Source organism: Galactobacter caseinivorans, from assembly GCF_003640665.1.
Taxonomy (GTDB): domain Bacteria; phylum Actinomycetota; class Actinomycetes; order Actinomycetales; family Micrococcaceae; genus Galactobacter; species Galactobacter caseinivorans.
Window position 1 is genome coordinate 32,940 of the sequence record NZ_QQXL01000005.1, and the last position, 24,917, is coordinate 57,856.

23 protein-coding genes are annotated in these 24,917 nt (G+C 67.8%); 5 read left to right on the forward strand and 18 right to left on the reverse strand.

Annotated elements, in window-relative coordinates:
* Nucleotides 1–147 precede the first annotated feature (147 nt).
* The 3 genes from DWQ67_RS08835 to DWQ67_RS08845 are packed head-to-tail and all read left to right on the forward strand — an operon-like array spanning nt 148 to nt 3,256.
* Entirely contained in the window at nt 148–1,668 is a 1,521-nt protein-coding gene (locus DWQ67_RS08835) for a fumarylacetoacetate hydrolase family protein (RefSeq protein ID WP_121485248.1), read from the forward strand.
* Nucleotides 1,668–2,453 carry a 2-keto-4-pentenoate hydratase gene (locus DWQ67_RS08840; protein WP_121485249.1) on the forward strand — a complete coding sequence of 262 codons (786 nt, stop codon included), beginning with the start codon at nt 1,668–1,670 and terminating at the stop codon, nt 2,451–2,453. Before DWQ67_RS08835 ends, DWQ67_RS08840 begins: the two co-directional genes overlap by 1 nt.
* Nucleotides 2,438–3,256: an HpcH/HpaI aldolase family protein gene (locus DWQ67_RS08845; protein ID WP_121485250.1), complete on the forward strand. Its 819-nt coding sequence runs from the start codon at nt 2,438–2,440 to the stop codon at nt 3,254–3,256. The genes DWQ67_RS08840 and DWQ67_RS08845 overlap by 16 nt, the downstream gene beginning before the upstream one ends.
* On the opposite strand, the gene DWQ67_RS08850 is transcribed toward DWQ67_RS08845, so the two are convergent.
* From DWQ67_RS08850 to cmtR, 12 genes are all read right to left on the reverse strand, one after another.
* Nucleotides 3,253–4,473: a hypothetical protein gene (locus tag DWQ67_RS08850; RefSeq protein WP_121485251.1), complete on the reverse strand. Its 1,221-nt coding sequence runs from the start codon at nt 4,471–4,473 to the stop codon at nt 3,253–3,255. The genes DWQ67_RS08845 and DWQ67_RS08850 overlap by 4 nt on opposite strands.
* A 104-nt stretch (nt 4,474–4,577) precedes the next feature.
* Entirely contained in the window at nt 4,578–5,861 is a 1,284-nt protein-coding gene (locus DWQ67_RS08855; RefSeq protein WP_121485252.1) for a glutaminase, read from the reverse strand.
* Between the two features lie 79 nt (nt 5,862–5,940).
* Entirely contained in the window at nt 5,941–6,927 is a 987-nt protein-coding gene (locus DWQ67_RS08860; protein ID WP_121485253.1) for a hypothetical protein, read from the reverse strand.
* A gap of 163 nt (nt 6,928–7,090) precedes the next feature.
* Nucleotides 7,091–9,490 (reverse strand): heavy metal translocating P-type ATPase, encoded by a 2,400-nt coding sequence (locus tag DWQ67_RS08865; protein WP_121485254.1) that lies wholly within the window; start codon nt 9,488–9,490, stop codon nt 7,091–7,093.
* Nucleotides 9,491–9,553: 63 nt separating this feature from the next.
* Entirely contained in the window at nt 9,554–9,793 is a 240-nt protein-coding gene (locus tag DWQ67_RS08870) for a heavy-metal-associated domain-containing protein (protein WP_121485255.1), read from the reverse strand.
* Nucleotides 9,794–9,997: 204 nt separating this feature from the next.
* The gene (locus DWQ67_RS08875) at nt 9,998–10,327 is read right to left on the reverse strand and encodes a metal-sensitive transcriptional regulator (RefSeq protein ID WP_121485256.1); all 330 of its coding nucleotides are present in this window, start codon (nt 10,325–10,327) and stop codon (nt 9,998–10,000) included.
* A 74-nt stretch (nt 10,328–10,401) separates the two neighbouring features.
* Nucleotides 10,402–11,673 (reverse strand): carboxylate--amine ligase, encoded by a 1,272-nt coding sequence (locus tag DWQ67_RS08880; RefSeq protein ID WP_121485257.1) that lies wholly within the window; start codon nt 11,671–11,673, stop codon nt 10,402–10,404.
* Nucleotides 11,674–11,827: 154 nt separating this feature from the next.
* Nucleotides 11,828–12,973, reverse strand: a complete 1,146-nt coding sequence (locus DWQ67_RS08885; protein ID WP_121485258.1) for a lipid II:glycine glycyltransferase FemX — start codon at nt 12,971–12,973, stop codon at nt 11,828–11,830.
* A 46-nt stretch (nt 12,974–13,019) separates the two neighbouring features.
* Entirely contained in the window at nt 13,020–13,472 is a 453-nt protein-coding gene (locus tag DWQ67_RS08890) for a VOC family protein (protein ID WP_121485259.1), read from the reverse strand.
* Between the two features lie 79 nt (nt 13,473–13,551).
* On the reverse strand, nt 13,552–14,007 hold the full coding sequence (locus DWQ67_RS08895; RefSeq protein ID WP_121485452.1) for a GNAT family N-acetyltransferase: 456 nt from the start codon (nt 14,005–14,007) through the stop codon (nt 13,552–13,554).
* 172 nt (nt 14,008–14,179) lie between these two features.
* Nucleotides 14,180–14,923 (reverse strand): cation diffusion facilitator family transporter, encoded by a 744-nt coding sequence (locus DWQ67_RS08900; RefSeq protein ID WP_121485260.1) that lies wholly within the window; start codon nt 14,921–14,923, stop codon nt 14,180–14,182.
* Complete coding sequence (gene cmtR, locus DWQ67_RS08905; protein WP_121485261.1) at nt 14,920–15,279, reverse strand: Cd(II)/Pb(II)-sensing metalloregulatory transcriptional regulator CmtR; 360 nt, start codon at nt 15,277–15,279, stop codon at nt 14,920–14,922. The genes DWQ67_RS08900 and cmtR overlap by 4 nt, the downstream gene beginning before the upstream one ends.
* 114 nt (nt 15,280–15,393) lie before the next feature.
* Here cmtR and DWQ67_RS08910 point away from each other — a divergent pair, with 114 nt between their 5' ends.
* Complete coding sequence (locus DWQ67_RS08910; protein WP_147433655.1) at nt 15,394–15,888, forward strand: GtrA family protein; 495 nt, start codon at nt 15,394–15,396, stop codon at nt 15,886–15,888.
* Between the two features lie 8 nt (nt 15,889–15,896).
* Here the strand turns inward: DWQ67_RS08910 and DWQ67_RS08915 are convergent, their stop codons facing one another.
* The 5 genes from DWQ67_RS08915 to DWQ67_RS08935 all read right to left on the reverse strand — a co-directional run bounded on the left by DWQ67_RS08915 (nt 15,897) and on the right by DWQ67_RS08935 (nt 22,643).
* Nucleotides 15,897–16,826 (reverse strand): alpha/beta fold hydrolase, encoded by a 930-nt coding sequence (locus DWQ67_RS08915; protein ID WP_121485263.1) that lies wholly within the window; start codon nt 16,824–16,826, stop codon nt 15,897–15,899.
* A gap of 198 nt (nt 16,827–17,024) precedes the next feature.
* A complete protein-coding gene (locus DWQ67_RS08920; RefSeq protein WP_121485264.1) occupies nt 17,025–20,465 on the reverse strand; it encodes an MMPL family transporter in 3,441 nt (1,146 codons plus the stop codon).
* 80 nt (nt 20,466–20,545) lie between these two features.
* Nucleotides 20,546–21,232 (reverse strand): TetR/AcrR family transcriptional regulator, encoded by a 687-nt coding sequence (locus DWQ67_RS08925; RefSeq protein ID WP_121485265.1) that lies wholly within the window; start codon nt 21,230–21,232, stop codon nt 20,546–20,548.
* 83 nt (nt 21,233–21,315) lie between these two features.
* Nucleotides 21,316–21,768: a pyrimidine dimer DNA glycosylase/endonuclease V gene (locus tag DWQ67_RS08930; protein ID WP_121485266.1), complete on the reverse strand. Its 453-nt coding sequence runs from the start codon at nt 21,766–21,768 to the stop codon at nt 21,316–21,318.
* A 161-nt stretch (nt 21,769–21,929) separates the two neighbouring features.
* On the reverse strand, nt 21,930–22,643 hold the full coding sequence (locus DWQ67_RS08935) for an Ltp family lipoprotein (RefSeq protein ID WP_121485267.1): 714 nt from the start codon (nt 22,641–22,643) through the stop codon (nt 21,930–21,932).
* 114 nt (nt 22,644–22,757) lie between these two features.
* Between DWQ67_RS08935 and DWQ67_RS08940 the strand changes: the two genes are divergently transcribed.
* Complete coding sequence (locus DWQ67_RS08940; protein ID WP_121485268.1) at nt 22,758–23,246, forward strand: SRPBCC family protein; 489 nt, start codon at nt 22,758–22,760, stop codon at nt 23,244–23,246.
* Nucleotides 23,247–23,254: 8 nt separating this feature from the next.
* Here DWQ67_RS08940 and DWQ67_RS08945 read toward each other — a convergent pair whose 3' ends face one another.
* Nucleotides 23,255–24,898, reverse strand: a complete 1,644-nt coding sequence (locus DWQ67_RS08945; RefSeq protein ID WP_121485269.1) for a DUF5129 domain-containing protein — start codon at nt 24,896–24,898, stop codon at nt 23,255–23,257.
* Nucleotides 24,899–24,917: the final 19 nt, after the last annotated feature.

Genomic DNA, 24,917 nt, shown 5'->3' on the forward strand with positions numbered 1-24,917 from the left:
GGAGCCCAGAAGCCCAGGAGCCCAGAAGCCCACGAGCGCCTCCAAGGAGCATTCCCCCACCAGATCTGTGACCCAGATCATTGGATTTCGTATACGATCGGGGGGGGCAGGCTTGCTCTGCCACCGCTCAGCCAAAGGAGTCCCGCCGTGTTCCCGACCGACACCACCGTTGCAGTCCCCGTGACCCAGGAGGTCCTGGACGGGATCGGCAAGGTCCTGGCCGTTCACCTCTCATACTCCTCGCGCGCCAACCAGCGCGGGCGCACGCCGGCGTTCCCCTCCTATTTCATGAAGGCCACCAGCTCGCTGGCACTCACGGGTTCCACGGTGGAGCGGCCGGCGGACACGGAGCTGTTGCAGTTCGAGGGCGAGATTGCGCTGGTCATCGGCACCGCGGCCCGCCGGGTCACCCCGGAGCAGGGCTGGTCCCACGTCGGGTGGGTCACCGCCTCCAACGACCTGGGCATCCAGGACATCAAGTACGCGGACAAGGGCTCCAACATCCGCTCCAAGTCCGGGGACGGCTACACCCCGCTTGGCCCGGTGCTGCTGCCGGCGGCCCAGCTGGACCCGGCCGCGCTGCGCGTGATCACCAAGCTCAACGGCGCCACCGTCCAGGACGCCACCACGGATGAACTGCTCTTCTCCTTTGGCCAGATCGTGGCGGACCTGTCCCAGCAGATGACGCTGCACCCGGGGGACGTGATCCTGACCGGCACCCCCGCCGGCTCCTCCATCTTCCAGCCCGGCGACGCGGTCTCCGTGGAGGTCTGCGGCGCAGGCACCCACCCGGCCCAACCGCTCACCACCGGTGAGCTCCTCACCACGGCCACGCAGGCCACCCAGGGTTTTCAGGCCTTTGGCAACCCCACCAAGGTGACGGACGCGGACCGGATCGACGCCTGGGGCGACGCCGAGGCGGCGGGCCTAGCACCCGCCGTCGAGCAGGAGATCTTGACCCCTCTGGTGCGCGCACAGCTGCAGGCGGCGGCCGTCGCGACCCTGTCCACCGCCGTGAAGAAGGCCGGCGTGGAGAACTGCACGGTGGCGGGGTTGGTGGCCACCAAGGGGCGACGCCGCGTGATGGGGCGGGCGCGCACGCTGCGGTATGTGCCGCTGCGCGAGGACCTTTTTCAGCAGGTGGGCGGCGGCTACAACGCCCAGAAGCGCGTGATCGATGACCTGAATGAGGGCGATGTGCTGGTGATGGAGGCCCGCGGCGAGGTGGGCGCGGCCACCATGGGAGACATCCTGGTGACGCGCGCCGGCGTGAGGGGCGCCGCCGGCATCATCTCCGACGGCGCGGTGCGGGACTTGGCCGCTGTGGAGGACATTGACGTGCCCGTGTTCCATTCCGGCGCGCACCCCTCGGTGCTTGGCCGCAAACACACCCCGTGGGACATCGACGTGACGGTGGCCTGCGGCGGCGCCACCATCCAGCCGGGGGACATCATCGTGGCGGACTCGGACGGCATTGTGGTGATCCCGCCACACCTGGTGGCGCAGGTCGCCGCGGATGCCGCCGCCCAGGAGGCGCAGGACGCCTGGGTGCTGGAGCAGGTGGAGGCCGGTCACGGGATAGACGGGCTCTTCCCGCCCACGGGTGAGTGGAAGGCCAAGTATGAGGCGCACAAGGCGTCGCAGGCCGAGCAGGCGGGGCAGAACTGATGCTGGATTCCACCACGCGCACCGCCATTGCCGATGAGCTGGTGCAGGCCGCCGCGACCCGCACGCCCGTCCCGCTGCTGACCCAGCGCTACCCCGACATGGAGGTGGCGGATTCCTACGCGGTGCAAAACATCTGGCGGCAGCGCGGCGAGGAGGCCGGCCGCGTGGTGGCCGGGCACAAGATTGGGCTGACCTCCAAGGCCATGCAGTACGCCACGGGCATCAGCGAGCCGGACTACGGCGTGATCTTCAAGGACATGATCCGCGAGTCCGGTTGCACGCTGCAGTGGGCTCACTACACCAAGCCCCGCGTGGAGATGGAGCTCGCATTCCTGCTCAAGGATGACGTGGAGGGCCCGGACGCCACCATCTTTGACGTGCTGCGCGCCACCGAATACGTGGTCCCCGCGCTAGAGATCCTGGACGCCCGCGTGGAGATGGCCGGGCGCACCATCGTGGACACCATTGCGGACAACGCCGCGATGGGGCTCATGGTCATTGGCGGCACGCCCACCACACCGGACGCCATTGACCTGCGCTGGGTGGCCGGGATCCTGTCCAAGAATCAGGAGATCGAGGAGACCGGAGTGGCCGCCGGCGTCCTTGGTCACCCCGCCAACGGCGTGCACTGGCTCGCCAACCGCCTCTCCCAGCACGGCGAGAAGCTGCGCGCCGGGGAGATCATCCTGGCCGGCTCCTTCACCCGCCCCATGTGGGTGGAGGCCGGCTCCACCGTCCACGCGGACTACGGACAGATGGGAACCGTGACATGCCAGTTCAGCTGAGCCCCCAGCCCTCCTTCAAGGACCTTTTTGGTGCCGGTTCCCCGGGCGCGCAGCGTCCCCTGGTGGGCATGTTTGTGTGCGACGGCGGTGCCACGAGTGCCGAGATTAGCGCCGGCGCAGGCTTTGACTTCCTGTTGATTGACGCGGAACACGGCAGTTTTTGGGTGGAGTCCATCCAGGCGCAGCTGCGCGCCATGGCCGCTTACCCCAGCGTGCCCGTGGTGCGCGTGCCGGACAACGACGAGGTCAAGATCAAGCAGGTGCTTGATACGGGCGCGCAGAGCATCATGGTCCCCATGATCAACGACGCCGCGCAGGCGCAGCAGGCCGTGCAGGCGGTGCGTTACCCACAGCCAGGGGACCCGTCCGCCGGCGTGCGCGGGGTGGGCGCCGCACTGGCACGCTCCGCCCGGTGGGGGCGCATCCCGGATTACCTCACGCGGGCGCACGAGCTGGTCTCGCTGATTGTTCAGATCGAGTCCGCCACGGCCCTGCGTCACGCCGGGGAGATTGCCGCCGTGGAGGGAGTGGACGCCGTGTTCCTTGGCCCCTCTGACCTGGCCGCATCCATGGGTTTGCTTGGCCAGCAGTCCCACCCCTCCGTGGTGGGCGCCGTCAAGCAGGTCATCAAGGACGTGAAGGCCGCTGGCACCGTGGTGGGAGTCAACGCCTTTGACCCCGCCCAGGCGCGTGACTACCTGGCGGCCGGCGCCGACTTTGTGAACGTGGGCGCGGACGTGGCCCTGTTGGCCCGTGCCACCGAGCGCCTGGCCGCGGAGTACCTGCCCGCCGAGTCCCCCTAACGCAGCAGGTCCCGCAGGCAGCTGCGCAGCAGCCCCAGCTCCTCAAAATCGGTGAAGAAGTCCAGCGAGGTGTTCCAGCTGGGGCGGGCCGCGTACGCCAGGTAGGTGTAGGGGTCGCCGTCTGTATCCGTGCCCAAGCCGACCATGAAGGCGCGAACTGCCGATTCGGCGTCGGCCAGGGCAAAGCACTCCAACGCCGCGATGCGCGGATCAAGCGGGCCATCGCGGCGCGTGGGGTCGTAGGCGGCGGGGCCGGTCCCGCCGATCCCCAGCGGATCCTCGGCGCCGTCAGGGAAATCGTCCGCGTCCAACTCAAGGTCCTCTGCGGCAGAACCCATAAAACGCATGGTGACGGGGAAGCCCGGCCGGTCATCCGGGTCATCCCAGGACGCCACGGAATACTCCTCCAGGTGGCGCAGGCGCCAGGCAAGAACGCCCGCCAGGCGGTCATGCTCCAGCGGCTCCGTATGGCGCTCCATCCAGTCGGATTCGCCATCTGGGGTCTCCACCAGCAGGGCCGTCCAGCAGCTGCTCAACTCCACGCCGGGTGCCATGCGGGGAAAGGCCCATCCGGGGAAGAGCTGGCCCAGGGACCCGCGCTCGGGCGGGTCCGCGGGGACGATGATGGAGGGCTCCGGGTCTGACCAGGAGAGCGTCTCCGTGAAGCGCAGCTGGGCCACCCGCAGCAGGCCCTCCACCTCGTAGGCGTTCAGACCGCGGTCAAAGAGCACGGCGCTTGAATCGTGGCCCTCCTCGCGCTCCAGCAGGACCATAAACACGTACCGGCCGGTGAGGCGCAGGCCCGGATCAAGGTCAACAAAGCGCATGGCGTCAAAGCGGGCGTCAAGCTCCACCTCGGCCGCCTCTGCCGCCTCACCCGGCTCTGCCTCCGGTTCGCCCTCAACCCGGCCGCCCGGCTCACCCGGCAGGACCGTGATCGCCGAGGCAACGTCGTCGGGCACGCTGGTCTCGTCGTCTTCCAGCCAGGTGTCGTGGCGGACCAGGTCACCCAGGTAGCCGCTGAGCTGGGCAAAGAGGGACTCGACGTCGGCGCTGTCCGTCATGCGCTCGGCCCACGTCAGGTCGCCGTCGGCATCGATCGCCTCGAACAGCCCCCAGGCATGGCGCGGCAGGGACTCTGCCTCGAAGGGCGGGAACGTTTCGCCGCGCAGAAAGGCGGTGAGGGGTACGCGCAGCAGCTCGGAGTCGGTGGCCATGCTCCATGGTCTCGCGAGTGGGGCGGCGGGGGCCAATCCTCACCCATCGTGGCGTCCCGTGTGCGGTGGAGGCGGCGCCAGCGGATCTCGCCGGTGCTCCCGGGTCAGCCCCGAACGGCACTCGCTACGTTGGCAAATGCCCCCGGAACGTAGCCGCCACGCGCCTGCTCGCCTCGCACCAATTCGCCGTTTCCGGTCTCCGCGCTACCGAGGACGCCCCACGGATCCACGAGCCGAATCTCGTGACCGTCCAAGTGCAGGCGCCTGATCCCCTCCAGCATCACGCGGCGTGCAATGTCGTTGGCCCGGCGCACCTGGCTCAAGTCGATGACGACAGGAGCGTCCCCCACGGGCTCGTCCTCAAAGCCCCGCATGATGCGCTCGGCCTCGATGAAGTGGAGATCGCCCGTGATCTCGTGCACTGAGCAGCCGTCGATCTCCACCCGGCGGGAGACCGTACTGACTGAGGCTGAGGCGTTCATGAGGTGCAAACCCAGGTCGTGGTTCATGCGCTCAAACATGCGAACGCCCCGCGTGCTGTTGCCATGCGCGTCCAGCCGGGGAGAGAACACTGCGATGCCAACCTGGCCGGGCATGATGCCCATCAGGCCGCCGGCCACGCCGCTCTTGGCGGGGATGCCGACGGAGGTCAGCCAGTCACCGGCAGAGTTGTACATGCCGCACGTGGCCATGACGCTGAGCACCTGCCGGTTAACCTCCGGCTCCAGCACCCGTTCACCCTCCGCTGTGACCCCGCCTGCGGCCAACACTGAAGCCATCCGGGCCAGGTCCCGCACCGTGACGGACACCGAACACTGCCGGGTGTAGCCGCGGACCACATCGGTGGGGGTGCCTTCCAGCTTGCCCACGGTGCGCAGCATGTAGGCCAACGCCATATTGCGATCGGCCTCGGAGAGCTCCGACTCGAAGACATCCTCCGCGATGGAGAGCGACCTTCCAGCCAAGCGGCTGTAGAGGTCAACGATGCGATCCACCCGTGCGTCTGCATCCTCGCCACTGACGAGTGCGTGGGCGGCGATGGCGCCGGCGTTGATCATAGGGTTACGCGGGCGGCCCGTGTCCGGGTCAAGCGAGATCTCGTTGAAGGCGTCTCCGGACGGTTCCACGTCGATGTGTTGCAGGACGGATTCCAGCCCCTGGTCGGCGATGGCGAGTGCGTACGTCAGCGGTTTGGAGATGGACTGAATAGTGAATTCCACGTCGGCATCGCCCGCAACGTACACCTTGCCATCCAACGTCGCGATGGCGACGGCGAGCCTGTCCGGGTTGGCCTGCGCAAGCTCTGGAATATATGAGGCAACGTGGCCCCCATCCTCGCCGATGGACTCAAGCAGTAGGTGAATGTAGTCGATCATGGGAGTCTGCATGCGACCCATGTTTGCACACGGGCCTTTGCTGGCTCTCCGTCCCGAGCGCTTCCGCCGTTCGGATCTCTTCCGGGCGGGCTTAGTCCAGCAGGGAACGCAAGGCGCTGCGCAGCAGGCCCAATTCCTCGTAGTCGTTCACGTACGGTGCAGGCACGCCGCTCTCCGGCGCCGCGGAGTATGCGCGGTAGAGGCGCGAATGCCCCTCGCGATCCAGGCCCGGCGCGTAGATCATGCCCCGGCGGATGCGCCATCCCGCCGGGACGGCGCGGCAGCCCAGCTGGGCCAGGGCCACGGGGAGGGGGCCGTCGTGGCTCACGGGGCTGACCTCGGTGTCGGCGTCCTCGCCGTCGTCTTCATCGTCCGGGAGGCTGGCCCCGCGTGGGCGCTCATCCGGGGTGTCCCATTCGCTCATCAGCAGGGACTGCAGACGGTCAATGGAGAGCAGGAGCGCGCTGGCCAGGCGGGCCGAGTCAAAGTCCCCGGCCAGGCGCTCCACCCAGGTGGTCAGCCCGTCCTCGTCCTCCAACTCCAGTGCCGCCCAGGCAAAGCCAAAGGAGACGTCAGCGGGGAGGCGGGGCACGCCCCAGCCGGCCAGCATCTGGCCCAGGGTGGAGTTGTCCACCGGGAAATCATCATCCACCTGCTCCGCGGGGAGGGCGCCCACGTCACCCCAGGAGAGGGACTCGGTGAAGCGCATCTGCGCCAGGCGCAGGATCCCCTCCAGCTCCGGGCCAGCCAGGCCGGGGGAGCGCAGGTCCACCTCGGATTCGTGGTCGCCGTCCGCGCGCTCACCAATGACCATAAAGACGTATCGGCCGGTGAGCCGGTCATCCGGACGCAAGCCATGGAAGGTGAGCGCGGCAAAGCGCTCGTCCAGGCCGGTTTCCTCCGCCTCGTGGTTCTCCATGACATCCAACGGCTCGGGGAACGCGGGCGTCCATCGATCGGTGCGCTCAATGTCTCCCAGGTAGCCGCTGAGCTGCGCCAGCAGTGCCTCGACGTCGTAGCCGGGGGTGGTGCGCTCTAGCCAGTTGAGCGCGCCGTCCTCCTCGATGACCTCAAACATGCCCCACGCCGTGTGGGGTGAAGGTCCGGGTCAACGCCCGGGATGGGTTCGCCGCCAAACCAGGTGGGTAGGGGCAGGGCCGGCAGCTCCTGCGCGTCATCCATGGAGGTCATTGCCCCATGTTGCCCCACCCACGCCCTGACGGCGAATGCGAGCGGTGGTGTCACTTGCCCCAGCGCCGCAGCCGCAGCGCGTTGGTCACCACAATCACGGACGACGCCGCCATGGCCGCCCCCGCGATCATGGGGTTGAGCAGGCCAAGCGCCGCGACCGGGATGCCAAGGACGTTGTAGGAGAACGCCCAGAACAGGTTCTGGCGGATGATCTTCAGCGTGGCGCGGGACAGGCCAAGGGCCTGGGCCACCTGCGTCACGGAGGAGCCCATCAGCTCAATATCCGCGCTCTGGCGGGCCACGTCCGTGCCGGATCCCATGGCCAGCCCCAGGTCAGCGGCAGCCAGCGCTGGGGCGTCGTTCACGCCGTCGCCCACCATCGCCACCCGGTGCCCGGCCGCCTGCAGCGCGCGGATCTGCGCCACCTTGCCGTCCGGTAACACCCCGGCGATCACGTTCTCCGGGGAGATGCCCACCTCCGCCGCCACGGTGGCCGCGACCGAGGCGTTGTCCCCGGTCAGCAGCCACGGCGTGACGCCAAGGGCGCGCAGCTGGCTGATGCCCTCCGCGGAGCTGGCCTTCACCGTGTCCGTCACGGACAGCACGGCGGCCAGCGCCCCATCCACGCCCAGGTACACGGCGGTGGCGCCGCCCGCCTCGGCCGCAGCCAGCAGGCCCTGGCCCGCCTCCGGGATGTGCACCCCGGATGCGCGCAGCCAGTCGGCCTTGCCGAGCACCACGCGGCGCCCCTCCACGGTCGCGGCCACGCCGCCGCCTGCCGCGGAGACAAAGTCGGTGGCGGCGGGCAAGACGCTCAGCGATGTGCCCGACGCCGCGCGGTCGCCTGAGGCACTCGGCCCGCCTTCCGCGCCTTCTGCGGCCCCGGCGGCCCCTGCGGCCCCGGCAGCGTCGGCGGCGTCGGCGATGGCCCGGGCAATCGGGTGCTCGGAGCCGGCCTCCGCCGAGCCGGCCAGTCGCAGAGCGTCCTCACGTGAGAGGCCGGCGGGCAACGCCGCGCCGTCCGGTGTGGCGACGGAAACCGCCGCCAGCGCCATGCGCCCCTCGGTCAGCGTGCCGGTCTTATCCAGCACCACCACGTCCACGCCGCGCGCCTCTTCCAGCGCCTGCGGCCCGGAGAGCAGGATGCCCAGCTGCGAGCCGCGGCCGGTCCCGGCGACGAGCGCAACGGGCGTGGCCAGGCCAAGGGCACACGGGCAGGCGATCACCAGCACGGTCACCGCGGCAACAAAGCCCCCGCGGATGTCTCCCACGGCCAACCACCAGACCAGGAACGTGGCCACGGCCAGGACCAGCACAATGGGAACAAAGACCGCGGAGATCCGGTCCGCCAGGCGCGTGATGGGCGCCTTGTGCGTCTGCGCCTCAGAGATCATGCGTCCCATGGAGGCCAGGGTGGAGTCCTCGCCAACGCGGGAGACCCGCACCAGCAGGCGCCCGGAGGTATTGATGGTGGCGCCGGTGACGACGGAGCCCGTGCTGACCTCCACGGGCAGGGATTCTCCCGTGATCACGGAGGCGTCCACGGCGGAGGAACCGGATTCCACCACGCCGTCCGCCGCAATCTTCTCGCCGGGGCGCACCTCAATCAGATCCCCGGCGACAAGCGAGGCGGCGGGCACCTGAGTGGCCGAACCGTCGCTGGCGATCAGGGTTGCCGTCTTGGCTCCCAACTCCAGCAGCGAGCGCAGCGCGTCAGCGGCGGTGCGGCGGGCGCGGTGTTCCAACCAGCGGCCAAGCAGCAGGAACGTGGTGACCACTGCGGCCACCTCAAAGTAGAGCTGGTGATCCGTCATGGGCATGGGATGGCCCCACATGGCGTGCGCCGTGAGTGCCGGGTCCACGATCATCTGGACCAGCGAGAACGCGTACGCCGCGATCACGCCGATGGACACCAGCGTGTCCATGGTGGACGCGCCGTGGCGGGCGTTGACCGCCGCCGCGCGGTGGAACGGCCAGGCCGCCCACGTCACCACCGGGAGGGAAAGCGCGGCGGCCCACCAGCCCCAGTGCGGGAACTGCGCGCCGGGCACCATAGAGATGAGCAGCACCGGAACGGTCAGGATCGCGGCGACCAGGAAGCGCGCAAAGAGGTGATCGCCCCGCTCCGGGGCGCTGGTATCGCCGCTGTCCTGCGCGGAGTCGCGGCGCTTGGGCACGGCGACGTACCCGGCGGCCTGGACCACGTCCATGAGCTGCTGGTCGCTGATGCCCTCCGGTGCGCTGACCTTGGCGGACTCCAGGGCCAGGTTCACGCTGGCCTCCACGCCCTCCACCTTGGAGAGTTTGCGCTCAATCCGCCCCACGCAGGACGCGCAGGTCATGCCCTGGATGTCGAACTCCACCACGCGGCTACCGCGCGCCACTGGGCTATCCAGGGCGCCAAGCGCCGGGCCGGCGGGCGTATCTGAGCGTGTGCTCACGGTGCTCATCTCCTTGACGGGTGCGGCCGGTGGTGCGGCCGAGGGGGTGCTTCCGGGGGGCGCTGTGGGGGTTTAGGCGTTGTCGGCGACGACGGCGTAGCCGGCCTCGGCCACCGCCTCGGAGAGCTCCGCGGTGGTGATCTCCCGGTCCGAGCTCACGGTGGCGGTGCTCAGCCCACCGGCGACCAGGTTCACGTCCACGCCGGTGACGCCGGGCAGGGATTCGATCTCCTCCGTGACGCTCATGACGCAGTGGCCGCAGGTCATGCCGGAGATGTTGATGGTGTTGGTGCTGGCGGTGTTGGCGCTCATGGTGTGCCTCTTTCTTGGGTTGGGTTGGGTTGGGTGAAGCGTGAAGCGTGAAGGGTGTAGCGGGACTGCTTCCGACCGTCCCCTGAGGGCGCGCCGGAGGAACTCTCCTCGCGGGCGGGCCGCTCGGGGAGAAACATGAAGGGGCGGTGCTGCGCTGCGGACCGTTGCTGCGGTGCGGCGTCAGGTGCGCTGCGCGGCAGGCGGTCAGCGCAGCAGGCGACCGATGGCCGCTGAGGCCTCTTCCACCTTGTCTGCCACGATGGTGGGATCCCCGGTCTCCGCGGATTCGCGCGCCGCATCCACGACGCAGTGCCCAATGTGGCCCTGCACCAGGCCAAGGGAGACCTTGTGGAGGGCGGCGTTCACGGCAGAGACCTGCGTGAGGATGTCGATACAGTACGTGTCCTCATCCACCATGCGGGCAATGCCGCGCACCTGCCCCTCGATGCGGCGCAGGCGCTTGAGCAGCGCCTCCTTATCCGGGGCGTAGCCGTGGCCCGCGTTGGTGTCTGGGGCAGTGATCGTCTCGCTCATGCCACCAATGTATACCCCCTAGGGGTAAACCGCAAGTACCGCGAGGGGGTATATCGCCGCGAGGGTGAGGGGCGTCAGCCGCGCGGCGGGAAGGCCTTGAACTTGCGGCGATGATTCACCAAGGAAAGCACCACGTACACCAGGCGGCGCGGGTGCCGTTCCGCCCGGTACTTGAGCGGATTGGAGACCTTGCGCTGGCGCAGCAGCGTGACCGCCTTGGCGCCCACGGGGCCGCGGGCCAGGGACTTGAGCAGGCCATGCGGCAGAACGGTATACAGATGCTCGACGCCCAAGACCTGCGTCCCGGCCGCATCCAGCGGGGCAACAGTCTGGCTCAGCTCGGAGTCGTCATACTGCGGCCCCAGCCACTCCCGCACATACATGCGCACCGGATTGGCGCCGGCTGCGGTGAGGTAGAAGTGGTTGCGACCCAGACGGGGGTTCACCTCAAAGAGCTTGATCTGCCCGTCCCTGGGGTCCAGCTTGGCATCCACCATGGAGAAGCCGGTCCAGCCAAGCGTGGTGAGAATGCGGCGCCCGGCCTCCACGACGGAAGGCTCGGTGGCCGTGACGATCCCGGCCGAGTTGCCCAGCACCTTGGGGGAGTGCTCCTCCACCACCACCTCGCCATACCCGGCAAACCTCACGCGCCCGGAGCGATCAGAGAAGAAGGTGCACAGGCGCATCTGCTCGTCCCCGCCCGGGATCATCTCCTGCAGAATGAACGGCGCGGTGTAGCCGGAATCCACCAGCTTTTCCATGAGGGCCACCAGCGCCGCGCGGTCCGGCAGCGTGTGGACCTTGAGCTTGCCCTGGAACTGGGCGTTGACCCAGTCGGAGGAGTCCGCGGGCTTGCCAATCAGGGGGAAGGGCAGCTGCTCCGGGAGCTGATCCGGGCCCAAGAGCGGATCCACCACCACGGTGGTGGGATGGGCCAGGCCCAGTTCCTGGCACAGCCGGTAGAAGTTCTGCTTCAGGGCCGCGGCCTCCACGGTGGCCTCGTCCGGATACGGCACGGTGAAGAGCGGTTCAAGGCGGGCCTTGTGCCGGGCCAGGAAGGTGACATGCAGGTCAAGGGAGCCCAGCAGCAACAACGGCCGCGGCCCCTGTGCGGTCAGACGCGTGCCCAGGTCCACTAGATGGTTGATCAGCGCATTTTCATCCGTCATGGAGCCGCTCGGGGCCAGCTGGATGGCCACCGAATGATCAATCACGCCATTGGGCCCGGCGGGTACCACCACGGACACCGCACCGTACGCCTCGTGGAACTCGCGGGCCAGGGAATAGGTGCCAATGTCTCCGCCAAGGAGGACGGGAACAAACGGCTGCGCAACGGGGACGTCCATGGGCCACGAGCCTAGCGGACCCGACCCCGTGCCCGCGTGACCGGGCCGCCAGAACCGGACCACGCGGCGTCGGGCACCGGGTGTGCAGGCTGCACGCCCAGCGCCGCGGCGTGCGGCAACCCTGTGCTCGACGACGCTCGGTACAGCGCCGCCGTCAGCGGCGCGCGCGGAAGTCCATGTACTTCTGGAAGCCCCAGGCCAGCGGCTTGCTGAGGGGAATTTCCCATTCGCCCAGGGTGCGCACCACGTCGCAGCCCATGGAGGTCTTGAAGTAGGAGAGGCCGCCGTGGGCCTCGCCGCGCTGCAGGGTGGGGGTCACGCCGCCCTGGTCAAGGTAGATGCAACCCTCGTCGATGGCGTCCGCGAGCATCCGGTGTTGCAGCGCCTTGGGGGCGTTGAGCTTGCGGTGCTCGTTGCCAGAGGCGCCGTAGAGGTACCAGGAGAGGTTGCCGGAGCGGATGCGCACCGCGGTGGCCAGGTCCTGGCCCTCGTGGCTGGCGAAGTAGAGCACGCAGGAACCGGGGACGGCGGCGTTGAGGGAGGAATGCAGGTTCTCGAAGTAGGAGAGCGGGCGGCCGGTGAACTCCTGGCGATCCGCGGTGGTGGCGTAGAGGGCGTGGAAGCGGGCCATGTCCGCGGTGGTGCCAACCTCGATCTGCAGATCGGCCTTGAGGGACTGCCGGGTCTCGCGGCGCGCACTCTGGGAGAAGAGGGCCAGCACCTGATCAATATCCAGGGGTGCGCCCTCCGGGGTGACCAGGGGAACGCGGGCCACATACTCCGGCTGGCCGGCGGCAAAGTCCAGCCCGGCATCCAGGCGGGAGAAACCGGCCTGCGCCAGGGCGGCATCCAGCTGCTCGCCCTCGGGGAAGCGGCGGGCGGGATCCAACTCCCAGAGTTCCTTGAGCACGCCGGCACCCATGGCCTTGCGCACGTCGATGGCGCTCCACACGGTCCGGTCCGCTGCAGGGCCAACGCGCAGGGCAAAGGCGCCGTTCTTCTTCAGGTGCGCGGTGAGCTGGCTCAGGACCTGCGCGGCCGGGTACGCGGCAAAGTCGATGACCGGCCCGTCCGGGACGTACGCCAGTGTGCGGCCGATGATCGGGGCGGCGCGGTGCAGCACCAGCGCGGCGCCCACCTGCGCCTGGCCGTCAAACCATCCCAGCGATTCGCCGCGCCACTCGCCCTTCACCTGGGCCCATTCCGGGCGCTGAAGGATGCTCACTCCTGGCAGCGTGCTCAGGAAGCGGCTGTGCTCGTCGGAGGAGATGCGGCGCAGGGTCAGGCTCTGGTTGCTCACGCCGGAAGCCTACCGGCCAGGCGCTGGCCGCGCCGGGAGGGCGGGCCTACTCCTGGCCCTCCGCGGAGGATCCCTCCGGCGAATCCGTGGCGGTAGCGGCGTCCATGTCCATCCACATGATTTCCCACACGTGCCCGTCCGGATCCTTGACCGCGCCGCCATACATTCCGGGCATCTCATTGACCGCGGGGCGGTAGACGCGGCCACCGTGCGTGGCGGCTGCCGCCATAAACGCGTCCACCGCGGCCGGGCTCTCCGCAGAGAGGGAGTTGAGCTTTTGCTGGGTTCCGCGGGGGAAGCCGGGCTGCTCGCCGTCTCGCAAGAACGTGGAGAAGAAGCTCTTGGACAGGAGCATCACCCAGATGTTCTCGTGGATTTCCCACGCGCTGGCCAGGCTGTTGGAGAAGGCGGCGTTCTTGGTGAAGCCAAGGCCCCCATAAAACTGGTCTGCCACGTCCAATTGGGCCACGGGCAAATTGACGAAGATCATGCGTTCCATCGGGTACTCCTCGGTGCACTGGAGTGTGGCGGAGAACACTCCGCCTGATGCTCGTCACCCTACGCCGCTGGGCCCGGTCTCAGCCCTTGCGCATGGGGACGTGGAGGATCCCGTCCTCCAGGAACTCCTCACCCACGCGCTCAAAACCGAAGCGCTCATACCACGCCTGCAGGTGGGACTGGGCCTCCAGTTCTATGGGCAGCCCGCCGCAGCGGCTGATGGCGGTTTCTAGGAGATGGCCCATGAGCCCGTTGCCCCGCCACTCTTGGGCGGTGGCCACGCGTCCAATGCGCCTGGCCCGCCCCTGGTCCTCATGCAGGATGCGCAGGGTGGCCGCGACCGTGCCGTCCGGTGCTGCGGCCCACAGGTGCAGCGTGGTGGCCTCCTCATCCCGCCCGTCCAGGTCCGGGTAGGCGCAGTCCTGTTCCACCACAAACACGTCCTGGCGCAGGCGTGCCATCGCGTTCCAGGTCAGGCCGTCCAGCTCGGAGAGTGGTGCAGTGGTAAGGGTGAAATCCGCAGGGGTCAGGCTCATGGGATCACGGTACCGGGCTGTGGTTGTGGAGCGCGGGGACACTTCCTTGACCTTCGCGCAGGGCATTCGATAATGTGTTTTTGTATCCAGTCTTGGGAGGGGATGGGTGCGTCATGCTTCGGCGTAGCTGGTCGTGTGGTTCTTGGGGGACTCACGACCAGTTTTGTCGTTTCTAGGGGCTTTTGGTCGCCGGTTTCGACGCGGGCGCGCTGGCCGCGGCAGGCGCGCAGCAGCCGTCGTCGCAACCGTCGTCGAAACCAGCGGCTGAGTCGCGTTCTCCGGTCAGCAGCGCCATCGGCACCGCGCAGCAGGCATCACCGCGCCACGCCTCGAGGCCTTCGCGGATCGCAAAGCCCACGATGACGAGCGCGGCAACCGAATCCGCCCATGCCCAGCCGAACAGGCTGTTGAGCAGCAAGCCCACCAGGAGGGCCGCGGACAAATAGGCGCAGATGAGCGTCTGCTTGGAGTCCGCGATGGCGGAGGCGGAGCCAAGCTCCCGGCCGGTCCGGCGTTCGAACCAGCTCAAGAACGGCATGACGAGCAGGCTCAGGGCCGCCAGGGCAATGCCGACGGGAGAATGCTCCGGCTCGCGCAGGCCGAAGAGGGAAAGTGCCGCGTCCACGCTCACGTAGGCGGCCAACGCGAAGAAGGACACCGCGATGAGCTTCAGCGCGAGCCGCTCCCTTTTCTCCGGCTCGGGAGAGGCGAATTGCCAGGCCACGGCCGCCGCGGAGAGCACCTCAACGATCGAGTCCAGCCCAAAGCCGATCAGCGCTGCCGAGGACGCCAGGCCCCCGGCGATCAATGCGATCACGGCCTCGATCACGTTCCATGCGATGGTGATGCCCACCACGATTCTGATGCGCTTCTTGAGTACGCTGGCGCGCTCGGGAGCCAGGGTTGGCCCCGTCACGAGCGGTCTCCGGTGTCGCAACAACCGGGGACGGTGCAGGCCGGGTCCTGGCACGGGGCTGACTGGTCCACGGCGAGGGTGGTCTGCACTAGCCCGGTCAGCGCCGTCGTGAGGTGAGGATCTGCGATCTCGTAGCGCGTCTGGCGGCCCTCGGGCTGCGCAATCACGATGCCGCAGCCGCGCAGGCACGCCAGGTGGTTGGAGACATTGGTGCGCGTCAACTCCAGATCCCGGGCCAGCTGGGCAGGGTATCCCGGGGCCTCAAGGAGCTGCAGCAGGATGCGGGAGCGGGTGGGATCCGCCATGGCGCGGCCCAACCGGTTCATGGCGTCGAGCCGGGAGGCAAGGGTCAGCATAGGCTGACCATACAGTGAGTGCTGACCTATGGCCATGGGCAGCGGAGTATCGGCGGCTCCTCACAGCTTGCACTGGATGCCCGCCAGATCGCCGTTCCGCTACGATTGCTGCCCATGCCAGATGGGAAACGGGGCTGGGCCCTCAGGATTGCCTCCAGCAGCGACGGGCTCTCGCGCTTAGTGCGATTCATCGGCGTGGGTGGGTTCTGCTTTCTGGTCACCCTCGCGATCAATTACGCGCTCAAGCTCACCATCCTCGGCTCAAACCCCACCCTGGCGTTCCTGATCGCCAACGTGGTCGCGACCATCGTCTCCTTCGTGTTGACCCGGCAATTTACCTTCCAGGGGCGCAACGCGGCCCGCAGGAAGCGCATCCAGATGACGCTCTTTGTTGCCGTGGCCGCCGTGGCCATCGCCATCAATACGGCACCCCTGTATGTGTCCAGGTGGGTGCTCGGATTCCACTACCCGCTGGTGTCAGTCCTGAGCCAAGAGGTGGCGGACTTTGTGTCCGGACCCATCATCGGTACGGTCCTTGCCACGCTCTTTCGGTGGTGGGCCTTGAACAGCTTCGTGTTCCCCAAGCACCCAAGCCCCGCCCCGGCCTGACGCGGTGATCAGCCGGCCACGCGGTTCACGAAGTCGATGATCTTGCCGGCCACATCGTCGCGAATCTCCGGTTCGTTGTGCACCTCGTGGCGGTATCCGGAGTAGACGTGGGTGGCCACGTCGCGGTGCCCGCTGAGCACCAGGCGGTTGGCCACGTGGAAGGCGCCCTCGCCGTAATTGGCCACAGGGTCATCTCCCCCCGCAAGGATCATGATCGGCAGATCAGGCCGCAAGGAGCTGTAGAAACCCGCGCCGTTGGCCGCGTCGTACAGCCCCACAAATCCCTGCATGAAGCGCACGGTCATGGGCGCCCCAAAGTTGTTCAGCGGGTCTGCCGCATGGTCGCGGACAACCCCCTCATCCCGGGCCACCCACGCGGTCGGGAAGGCCCCCTCCTCATAGCGCTCCACAAATCCGGCGAACACATCGCCGAGGTAGCCGCTGGCATCCGCCTCCGGATCGCCTTCTGCCGCGAGCGCCTCGCGGTCAAGCACCGCATCAATCCCGCGAATCTGCGCGGCAATCCCACCCAGGATCAGGCCGTCAAACTCCTCCGAGGACTCGGCGGCCACCTGCCGCGCGATCATGGACCCCCACGAGTGCCCAAACATCACGTACGGCAGGTCCGGATACAGCTGGCGCACCTTGGCGCGCAGCGTTTGCTCGTCAGCGACCACCACGGCGGCCGCGTCCGGGCCGGCGTCCTGCCACACCCCCGACTGGGCCGCCGTCCGGCCATGCCCAGCGTGATCATCCGCGGCGACCGCAAAGCCCTGATCCAGCAGCGCACTGATGAGGCGCAGGTAGCGGCGCGAATGCTCGCCGAGCCCGTGCACCAACTGCACCACGGCCCGGGCGGGCCGGGCGGGCGTGTAGATCCACGCCTGAATGGTGTCGCGCTCATTGCGCGAGGGGAAGGTGAGTTCTACCAAGGCCATGGGGACTCCCAGCGTGACCCGCAACCCTGCGGGAAAGGGGCCCGCGGCTTGGCGGGACCAGCTCATGCTAACAGCGGCCCCCGCGCCGCTACCCGTCAAAAAACGTGCCGTGACCTCCCACCAAACAGCACACCCTCCCGCGCCGTTCTGGCGCGGGAGGGTGTGAGTCGCGGGGTGTGAGGCGCGTGGCGCCACACGCTAGGCGCGCGCGCCAGCCCGCTCCGCGTCGTCGACCGGGTCAGCCACGTGCGCCCCATGCGAGCCGTGCCCGGAGGCGGTGGGCTGGAGCTTGGCGCCCTCCACGTCCACGTCCGGCAGAATCCGATCCAGCCACTTGGGGATGTACCAGGCGTGCTTGCCCAGCAGCGTCATGACGGCGGGCGTCAGGGTCATGCGCACCACAAACGCGTCCGCGAGCACGCCGACCGCCAGCGCAAAGCCGATGGGCCGGATCATGGCCAGGTGGCTGAAGACGAAGCCGGAGAACACGCTGGTCATGATCAGCGCCGCGGCGGTCACCACGGGAGCGGAGGCGCGGAAGCCGTTGCGCACGGCGTCCCTGGGATCCGCGCCGTGGGCATAGGCCTCGCGCATCGAGGAGACCAGGAAGACCTGGTAATCCATCGCCAACCCAAAGAGGATGCCGGTGAGCAAAATGGGCAGGAAGCTCATGATGGGCCCGGTCGCGTGCACATCAAACACCGGCCCAAACCAACCCCACTGATACACGGCCACGGTGGCGCCAAACGCCGCCGTGAGCGAGAGCAGGAAGCCGGCGGTGGCCAGTAACGGCACCACCACGGAACGGAAGACCAGGAGCAACAAGACCAGAGAGAGCCCGACGACGATGGCCAAGTAGGGCGCGAGGGCCTGGGTGACCTTCTCGGAGACGTCGATCTGCGCGCCCACCTGCCCGGTCACGTCGACCGAGGCGCCGGTGGCCTCCTTGATCTGCGCTTGTTTGTCCCGCAAGGAGTGCACCAGGGCCTCGGTGGAGGCGCTGGAGGGGCCATCCTTGGGGATGATCTGGACGGCGCCAAAGGTACGGTCATCATTCACCTTGGCGGGGATCACCGCCACCACGTTCTCCGTGGGGCGGATCTGATCCGCTACGTCCAGCATGGTGTTCTGAGCCTGGTCCTTGCTTTGCCCCTCTGGCAGCTCCACCAGCGCGATCAGCGGGCCGTTGTAACCGCCGCCAAAGCGCTCGGAAATGGTGGAGAAGGCGCGCTGGGCTGAGGAGCCGTAGGCCTCCTGGCCGCCGTCCGGCAGCGCGGTGCGCAGTGAGAGGGCAGGCAAAGCGATGATCGCCAGCAACAGCACGGACACCACCGTGAAGATCCATGGGCGGCGGCTGGTGAGGGCGCCCCATCCGCGGTGGTTCTTGCGTGCGGACTCGCTGGCCACGTCCACCTCGCCTGTCGCGATCTGCTCACGTCGCAGCTGTGCCGCGCGCCAGGCGCGTTTGGAGGCAATCCTGCGGCCCATGAAGCTCAGCAGCGCGGGGGTCAGGGTGATGGACACCAGCACGGAGATGGCCACGGTCGCCGCGGCGGAGATGCCGAGCACGGAGAGGAACGGCAGGCCGGGGACCACCAGCGCCGCGAGGGCGATGATCACGGTGAGGCCGGCAAAGACCACGGCGTTGCCAGAGGTGCCGACGGCCCGCGCAATGGACTCAATGGTCTCCATTCCGCCCAGCATCTGTTTGCGATGCCTGTGCATGATGAAGAGCGAGTAGTCGATCCCGACCGCCAGGCCCAACATCAGCGCCAAGGCAGGCGTAATGGAGGCCATGTCGATGAGCTTGGAGAAGGCCAGCGTGCCGCCCACGCCTGCGCCCACGCCCAGGATCGCCATGAGCAGGGGCAGGCCGGCGGCCACGAAGGTGCCCATCATGACAAAGAGGACAATGGCCGCGATGATGATGCCGATGGCCTCGCCCGGGCCAAAGAAGGAGTTCAGGTCGGAGACGATCTCCTTGGAGTAGAGCACCTCAACGCCGTCCTTAGTGGACGCGTTGAGGATGTCCTGGAGCTCTTGGCGATCCGCTGCAGAGAGGGCCTCCACCTGACCCTCAAACTGCAGGTTGGACACCGCGGTGGTGTTGTCCGTGGAGACAAAGCGCATGGTGGAGGAGGCGTCCGCCGTGCGCTCGCCGAGTGCCAGGTCGGTGCGGGCCGTGGCCAACTTGGACACGCCGTCGTCCAGCTTCTTCTGCGCGGACGGAAGCTTGGCTTCCTCCTTCTTCAGCTTGGATTCGGAGTCCTTGAGCGTCTTGGCCCCCGCGTCCAACTTCTTCTGCCCCGCGAGCAACTGGGCGCGGCCGTCCGTGAGCTTCTTCTGGTTGGTGGCCAGCTCGGAGCGGCCCGTGGCCAACTGCTGCGCTGCTGCGTCGAGCTTGCGCTTGGCGGAGGCCAGCGTGGGTTGGCCCGCTTTGAGCTGGGCGCGGCCGGTGCTGAGCTGCTTCTTGGCTGTGGCGAGCTGGGACTGCGCGGCGTCCAGTTTCTTCTGTGCCCCGGGCAGGGCCTTCTTGGCCTGCTTCAGCTGGGCCGTCTTGGAGGCCAGTTCCTTCTTGCCTGCGGCCAGCTGGGCCGCACCGGAATCTAGCTGCTTCTTGGCTGCCGCGGACTTGGCTGCGCCGGCCTTGGCGGTCTGCTGGGCACTGGCGTAGCTGGAGCCGATGCCGGCCTGCTTCACCGCGGCGTCGCGGCAGGCGGCCTGTTGGGCCTGGGGGGCCTGGGCGCACTGCTTGTGGATGCTGGCCAGGCCGCCCTGCAACTGCTTCAGCTGCGCCGCGCCGGCCTGGTATTCCTTTTGCCCGGCCTTCAGCTTGGCCTCCGAGGCCTTGAGCTTTTTCTGCCCGCCGGGAAGCGCCTTCTCTCCCTGGGCGACCTGCGCCTTGCCTGCCGCCAGCTTCTTCTTGCCCGCGGCCAGCTGGGCCACGCCGGAGTTGTACTGCTTCTGCCCGGTTGCGAGCTTGGCCTTGGCCGCGTTGTACTGCTGCAGGCCGCTCTTGTACTTGGCCAACCCGGCTTTGTATTCCTTCTGCCCGGAGGCCAACTTCTGGCGGCCAGCATCCAGCTGCTTCTGACCGGAGGCTAGTTGTGCCTTGGAGTCAGTGAGCTTCTTCTGGTTCTTGTCCAGGTCCTTCTTGCCCGTGGCGATCTGCTTCTTGCCGTCTTCAAGCTTCTTCTTGCCATCGCTGAGGGCCTTTTTGCCGTCGTCCAGCTTCTTTTGATTGGTGGCAATTTCCTTCTTGCCGTCCTCGATCTTGGACGCCGCCTGGTCCACCTGCTTCTGCATGGCGAACGGGTCCAGGGCGCTCTTGACCAGGTCCTCGTCCTTCAGCTTCTTGAGGGAATCCGCAATGGTGTCCTTTTGGGACGCGGACAGCGTGCCGTCCTTGGCCTGGAACACCACCGATCCGGTTCCACCCGCCAGCTCCGGCAGCTCCTTCTTCATCTTGTCCAGGGTGATCTGGGTGGGGGTGCCCGGGATGGTGAAGGTATTGCTCAGCGTGCCCATGCCCAGTGCTGCGGCCGCGCCGATGGCGACCAGCGCCACAATCCACGAGCCAAGGAACCACCAGCGCTTGCTGGCGGCGAGCTTGCCGAGGCGGTACAGGAGAGAGGCCATGGTGTCCTTCGGTGAACGTCCCGGTGGGGACTGGAAGCTGCGGGGTGGGGAAAGCGGGGTGGGAAAGCGCGGTAGCGGAGTTAGATGATGAAGGTGGGGGCGGAGAAGTTGCAGGAGGCCAGGTCTTCCTCCGTGAGCCAGGAGGGCCGGGCAAAGCCGTCGCGCAGCAGGCCGATCGCGTCAGCGATGGTGGAGCGCAGGCGCTCCACGTCGGATTCGCTCAGCGGCCTCACCAGGTGGGTGCCCCACGCGTCAAAGGCTGCCTGCGCGGCACCGATGGCCGCCCGGATCAGGGTGGAGGTGTAGAGGCGCACGGCGGGCGTGCCCTCTTCCGGCGGCATGAGCGTTTGCACGCAACGCTCCCAGGTGATCAGTTGGGCGGCGTGCAGGGCGGCATTGTCGCGGCCCATGAGCAGAACGCGCGCCGCCGGTTCCATGAGGTCCAGGCTCAGCACCTCGGTGATGCCCTCCAGCAGGCGGTCCAGGATGTCCAGGTCGGCCGGGTCGTGATCCGTCGCCATGCGGTTGGCCGCGGTCTGCATCAGCACCTGGAGGGGGCGGTTGAGTGCCTCTTCCAAGGAGCTGTAGTAGTTGAAGAAGGTGCGCCGGGAGATTCCGGCTTCCTCTGCCACGCGCTCCACGGTGACGGCGGCCCAGTCATCGGCCTCCGCCAGGGTGAGCGCGGCCTGGGCAATGGCTTGGGCGGTGGCCTGACGGTTCAGTTCGCGGCGCGAGAGGCCATCTGCTGGGGGAGGGGTGATCGGCACGGCTCTACCCTACGTAGAAATGTGCACGCCGTGCAAACTTGCACGCTGTGAAAGTTTCTGGGAATCGGCTGGGGGTGGCGCCGCTAGTTGCGCTCCCAGCTGGCGCGGGGTCCCTCAAAGAGGCGGAACATGGGGTGCGGGGCGGCCTCCTGCTCGACGCCGGGTGCGAACCACCGCGCGTAAACCTCGGGGGAGCGGGCCTCCACCTTGGCCTCCAGGTGGTGCCATTCCAAGTCCAACTGGCCCGTGCTCAGCGGCATCGACGCGTCAAGGGCGCGCGGATCGGCGGGCGGGAAGAGGATGCGCCCCGCGTCGAACTGATAGCCGCGCGCCGTCGCCTCCTCGCGAAGCCCCCACAGGTAGGAGCCAATGGACACCAGCGGTTCCGGCGTCTCGCGCCAGCGATCCAGCTGCGGGTGGTGCTTATAGCCCTTGGTTCCGCCATCTAAAACCTTTTGTGCCAACAGGGTTTCCCGCCACCCTGCGATGAGGGCCTGACGGTCAAGAAAGCGAGGGTGAACACTCCAGATGCGCATTCACCTATGGTGACAGGCCCGGGTGGCCCGGGTGGCCCCGGTGGAACGGGTGCGGTGGTGCGGCGGGGGTTTCCGCGCCGTCCAAGCGGGCTTGTCGACGAGGAGCGGGCGTGTAAGCCGCTTGGCGTCGATAGGCCCGCTTGGTCTCGCTCGGCGCCGGGTCAGAGGCCGACCGCGTTGACCCCGTACTGGGCCTGCGCGGAGGTAAAGCCGTCGTACTTGAGCTGGGCAATCAGGCCATCGCGGGAGAAGTACATGATCTCGAGGTACATATCTGCCGCGGCGGCGGCCTCCTTGTTCCAGTTGGCGCCCACGCGATCGGCGGCCCACTTGGCGTTCGCCGCGGAGAACCCGTCGTATCGCAACTGCTTGATCAGGCCAGACTTGGAAAAGGGCAAGAAGTCCAGGTAGTTCCGCGCCGCGCCCAGGGCGTTCTTCTGCGCCTTTGTCGGCTTCGCTGACGCGACGCGGACCTTCAGCGTCTGGTTCAGCGTGGTGGAGCGGGTCTTGCCCCAACCCTTGCCCGAGCGCAGCTTGTAGCTGACCTTCTGCTTGACCTTGTACGTGCCGGCGCCCAGGGACGCGGATGCCTTGTTCTTGGCAACGCTCTTGCCGGACTTGGTGGCCCACAGGCGAGCCGAGGTGACCTTGACCTTGCCGGCGCGCTTGTAGGAGGGCTTGATGGTGGTCTTCTTGCCCTTGGCAACCGTCTTGTTGCCGAGCTTCTTGATGGTGACCTTGCCGCTGGCCTTGACCGCGGTGGGCGCCATGACGGCGCTCGTCACGGTGACGGGAGCGGCCGCGGCGGGCGTGGCGGGGGCAAGCAGTGCGCCGATGGCGAGGGTCGCGAGCGCGAGAACAAAACGGGGCCTCATGGCAGGGTCCTCCAATATGTATCGAGTGATGAACATATCTTAGATGAGGGCTCTGACACCTTGCGCCGCGTGCTCGTCCGATGCCCGGCCAGCCGCTCCGGCTAAGGTTGGCGAATGCCTCAAGTTCGCGCCGAACGCCACATCAACGTTGACCCCGCCACGGTCTTCGCCTTCTCGCAGACGACCGGCGACTTCCGCCTCAAATGGGACCCCTTCATCTCACAACAGGGATTCCTCCACGGTGCCACGGCGGCCGGGAAGGGTGTGCAGACGCGCACCGTTTCCCGCATGCGCCTGGGCATGGTGAGCGAATACGTCTCCTACGCACCGCCCGTCAACGTGGGCATGAAGATGGTCACCGGCCCCTGGTTCTTCCACAACTTTGGCGCTGGCTGGCGTTTCACGGAGCACGACGGCGGCACTCAAGCAGTCTGGAAGTACACCTTCTCCTGCAAGCCGGCCTGGCTCAAACCCCTCGCGGAGCGGATGGGCGGCTGGCTGCTTGGGCGCGAGATTGAGCGTCGCCTGAAGGCCTTTGCGGCCGCGTGCGAGGACCCCGAGTTGCTGGCGGAGTTCAGAGCGACGCAGCAGGGCGAGGGCTAGCCCCTCGCCTAGAACCGCGAGGAACCACCCGAGCCGGAGAAGCTGCCGCCGCCCCCGCCATAGCCGCGGGAGATGCCACCGCCGGAGGAGCTGGAACGCGCCGCCTGGCGGCTGTGCTGAACGGAGCTGCGACCGGCCGAGTATCCCAGGTTGAAGTTGGTCACCCGCCAGAACAGGTCAGCGGAACGTGTGACGTCCAGGATGGATCCGGTGCCGTAGCGGCGCCCCTGGCTGTAGCGGGCGGAGCGCAGCTGGTCCTCCATCTGCTCCCGCTCGCTCTGCGTCTTGGCGAACGAATCGATCTGCACCTGCGCCAGCGAGTCCAGGCGGATGGTGAGGTGCTTGCGCACATCCGCTAGCGCATCAAGGGCCTGGTCCACGGTGGCCGCCTGCGCATCCAGCGCCCGGCTGATCTCCTCCACCCGGGCCAGAGCCTGCATCCGGAAGGAATTCAGGGCGGCAAGGGCCGCATTCTCCGCATCATTCTGGGCCGCGGGCAACTGCGTCAGTGCCGTCAAGTCCTCCAGCAAGGGCGCCGTCTGGGCCCGCCAGGCGTCATGCCAGCGGGCGGAACGCGTATACAGCGCGGCTGCCTGCACGATTGCATCGTCCGTGAAATCCAAGGCCGCGGTGGCATCCGCGAAGGCGGTGGCACGGTGCACGGCGGGAGCCTTGGAGCGTTCCTTGGGGCCCATGGCCTCCAGCTGTTGCTGTTCGGTGAAGACCCGGCGGTAGCTCTGAATGAAGTTGCCAAAGCGCCGCTCCAGGTCCGCGGCGTGCGCCGAACCGGTGGGCAGGGTGCGGGCGGAGAGCTCCGTGGTGTCCAGATCCGTGGTGACCCGAGCCAGGCTGAGGATGCCCTGCTGCAGTTGCTGACCAAAGGCATTGCGACGCTGGGAGCGCGCGCGGGCGATGGACCCCCACGTCACCAAGGCGCCAACAACCACCAGCGCGGTGAAGATCCAGAGGTCGGGGTTGGCGTACCACGGCTTGTTGATCTCCTTGGAAGCCGCCTGGGCCACGGCGGCCACGCCGTCCGTCCACCGCCCCTGTCGGAAGTCTGAGGTGCCCGCCTTGTGAATCTTGGTGAGCACCGCGTCGTCAGAGGTGCGCCCGGCCCTGTCCTCGCCAAAGTACGTGCCGATCTGGCCGGTCCGGCCGGACTCCACGCTCAGCGTGATGATCAGCAGCCCGTCGTCCCAATAATCGCCATAGTCCGCCGGATCATCGGAGATCCATTCGGGATGTTTGGTCTTGGCGTACTGCAGCGTCTTCAGGTTGATGTTGTCCGAGTACTGGCCCTTGCGCGTATAGATCGCCACGCGGGTGGGCTCGTAAAAATCCACCTTGCTCATCAGGTCGTTCAAACGCGCCTGGTTCAGCACCCCGGCGGTGTCATCCACCGTCACCCCGCCCAGGTTCTTGCCCATGGGCGCCACCAGCGCGGGGGTCCCCGCCGCAACAGGAGACTCCGCCACAGGAGACTCCACAACAACGGGCGACGCCGCTGCCACGGCAGGCGCCGCGCCAAAGGCGAGCGCCAACCCACAAGCCAGCACCGCGAGGCTCGCGACCCAGCCGCGTGCCCCGCGCGCCTGGCGCTGGGACCCGGTCCCGCGTCGTCGGGCAGGGCTGTGACTAAAGCTGCGCATGCTGGTCCTTCCGCGGGCG